2 protein-coding genes are annotated in these 2,842 nt (G+C 71.4%); one reads left to right on the forward strand and one right to left on the reverse strand.

Annotation, left to right across the window (positions count from 1 at the left end; genetic code table 11):
- Positions 1 to 1,156 (reverse strand): MFS transporter (locus WBA11_RS04680; RefSeq protein WP_424519559.1); only part of this gene is annotated, 1,156 nt, incomplete at its 3' end.
- 150 nt (positions 1,157 to 1,306) lie between these two features.
- Here WBA11_RS04680 and WBA11_RS04685 point away from each other — a divergent pair.
- Positions 1,307 to 2,842: M14 family zinc carboxypeptidase (locus tag WBA11_RS04685; RefSeq protein WP_424519560.1), on the forward strand; the 1,536-nt coding region annotated here is incomplete at its 3' end.

The following is a 2,842-nucleotide window of genomic DNA, read 5'->3' on the forward strand; positions in this document are numbered from 1 at the left end:
GCCCGTAGCCGAGCGTCGCAGCGCCCCATGCCACCAGTGGCGGCCCGACCGCCGTGGCCGCGACGAACACGGTTCGGGTAAAGCCCTTGATCGCACCGATGTGACGCCGGCCGAAAAAGAACGCGTACGCGCTCCCGCCCACGTTTCCCTGGGCACCTTGGACCAGGCCGAACACGACCCCGTAGGCCCACACGCCAGCCGTGGAATCGACCAGCGGCACGGACGCGGTCATTGACGCGAAGAGCGCGAGCGAGACGCCCAGCACGCGCCCCGGACCGATCTGGTCGAGGACGGCGCCGGCGCCCAGACTCGAGGCCGCTGTCACCACGCCGTAGGGAACGAACAGCAGGGCCGCGTCGGCCCTCGACAACCCGCCTGCGCCCATCACGTCGACGTGGTGGAACAAGAGCGCCGTCCCGATGCAGCTCGTCGACGCCAAGCCGGCCGTCAGGAGCCAGAACGTCCCGGTCCGGCGCGCGTCCTCGAGGGCGACCGACCGTTCGGGTGGCGCGTCGTCCCCCGTGAGGCCATCGGGGAGCAGGCCGTAGGACTCGGGGTGCCGGCGGAAAAACGTCGCGCCGACCGGGAGCAGCACGACGGCGACCGCGACGCCGAGCCACGCGTACGTCTCGCGCCAGCCGACGGTGCCGATGCCGCGCTCGATCAGGCCCGGTACGAACGTGATCGCCGCCGCCATGCCCAACCCCATCACGCCGACCGCGACGCCTCGGCGCTTGACGAACCACAGGTTCACGACGTGGACCGCCGCCAAGCTCAGAGCCCCTTGCCCCAACGCCCGGAGCAGGAAGAACCCGACGGCCAGCGTCGCCAGGCCTCTCGCCTGTCCCATCGCGACGCACGCGACGGCAAACAGCGCCGCGATGACCACGACGCCCCGCCGGGGTCCCCACCGGTCGAGGGCGCGCCCGACCCAGGGCAGCACCAGCGCCGACCCGACCGTCGCCCCGGTGTACGCCAAGGCGACGGCGGACCGGCTGACCTCGAGGTCGTCGATGAACGAGTCGATAAAGAGCGACACGCCGGCCGTCTGGCCCGGCAGCGTGCACGCCATCGCGACGGCCGCCGCGACGGTCACGGGCCATCCGAAGTAGACCGGGAACGTGCGGACGAACCGGCTGGGGGTGGCGCTGCTCACGGGGGCACAACCTCGAGGACGGCGCGGGGTTGCCGAGCGGCGACGGGCGCCCGTTTCGACCTCGAGGACGCGTGTGCCGAGAGCCGACCTCGAGGCCGCGGATCTCGACCCACGGGTAGCGCTAGGTTCGGGCCAGATTCCCGCCCGTTCATGCGCCCGCTCGTTCTCCTCCTCGCCCTGACCGCCACGGCCGTCGCCCAGCCCCAGGTGCCCCTCGCCACGCCCTACGCCATCGAGGGCACGGCCGGCTACGACGCCTCCGTCCCGACGCCCCAGGACGTTCTGGGCTTTACGATCGGAGAGCGCCACACGCGCCCGGAGGAGGCCATCCGCTACCTCGAGGCCGTCGCGGCGGCGTCGCCACGCGTCGAGGTCGGGTTCCACGGGACGACCTACGAGGGACGTCGGCTCGCCCACGCGATCGTGACGTCGCCCCAGAACCACGGCCGGCTGGACGCGATCCAGCGCGCGAACGTCGCCATCAGCGAGTCGGCCTCGAGGTCGATGGACGTCTCCGGGATGCCCGTCGTGGTGTACCAGGGGTACTCGGTCCACGGCAACGAGGCGTCGGGGACGGAAGCGGCGCTGGTGTGGCTCTACCACTTGGCGGCGGCGCAGGGCGAGGTCGAGACGCTCTTGCAGGACAGCGTCGTCCTGCTCGACCCGCTGCTCAACCCGGACGGGCGCGACCGCTTTGTGGACTGGGTCAACAGCTACCGCGGTGGCACGCCGGTCACGGACCCCGCCGACCTGGAGCACAACGAGCCGTGGCCCCAGGGCCGCACCAACCACTACTGGTTCGACCTCAACCGAGATTGGCTCCCGACCGAGCTCCGGGAGAGCCGCGGGCGCATGGCGTGGTGGCACACGTGGCGGCCGCAGGTCTCGACGGACCACCACGAGATGGGTCCCGAGGCGACGTTCTTCTTTCAGCCCGGCATCCCGTCGCGCAACAACCCCAACACGCCGGCCGAGACCATCGACCTGACGGGCGAGATCGCGACGTACCACGCCGCCGAGCTCGACCGGATCGGCCAGCTCTACTACTCGGGCGAGAGCTTCGACGACTTCTACTACGGCAAAGGCTCGACGTACCCCGACGTCAACGGGGCGGTCGGCATCCTGTTCGAGCAGGCCTCGAGCCGAGCCCTGACGCGTGAGACCGAGCAGAACGGCGTCCTAGACTACGCGGTCACGGTGCGCAACCAGCTCGCGACCTCGATCTCGACGCTGCGCGCGGCCGTCGCTCTCCGCCAGCGGCTGCTCACCCACGCCCGCGACTTCTACGCCCAGCGTCCGTCCTCGAATGCGTACCTCATCGACCTGAGCGAGCGGCGGACACGGGGCCAGGCGCTCGCCCAGGCCTTGCGTCGCAGCCGCGTCGAGATCTACGACCTCGAGGACGAGGTGACCGTCGGCGACCGGCGGTTCCGGCCGGGCTCGGCGTACGCCGTCCCGCTCGACCAGCCCCAGGGACGGTTGGTCAAGGCCGCGATGGAGCGGACGCTCGAGTACACCGACAGCCTGTTCTACGACGTCTCGGCCTGGACCTTTCCCCTGGCCTACGGCGCCGACGTGGCCCAAGCGACGCGTGCTCCGGCGCTCGGGGACCGCGTCGAGCCGGAGTACGACGGCGGGCGCCTGACCGGCGGCCGTGCGTCCGTCGCCTACGCGATCCGGTGGAGC

The sequence above is a fragment of the Rubrivirga sp. genome (assembly GCF_049648075.1).
GTDB lineage: Bacteria > Bacteroidota > Rhodothermia > Rhodothermales > Rubricoccaceae > Rubrivirga.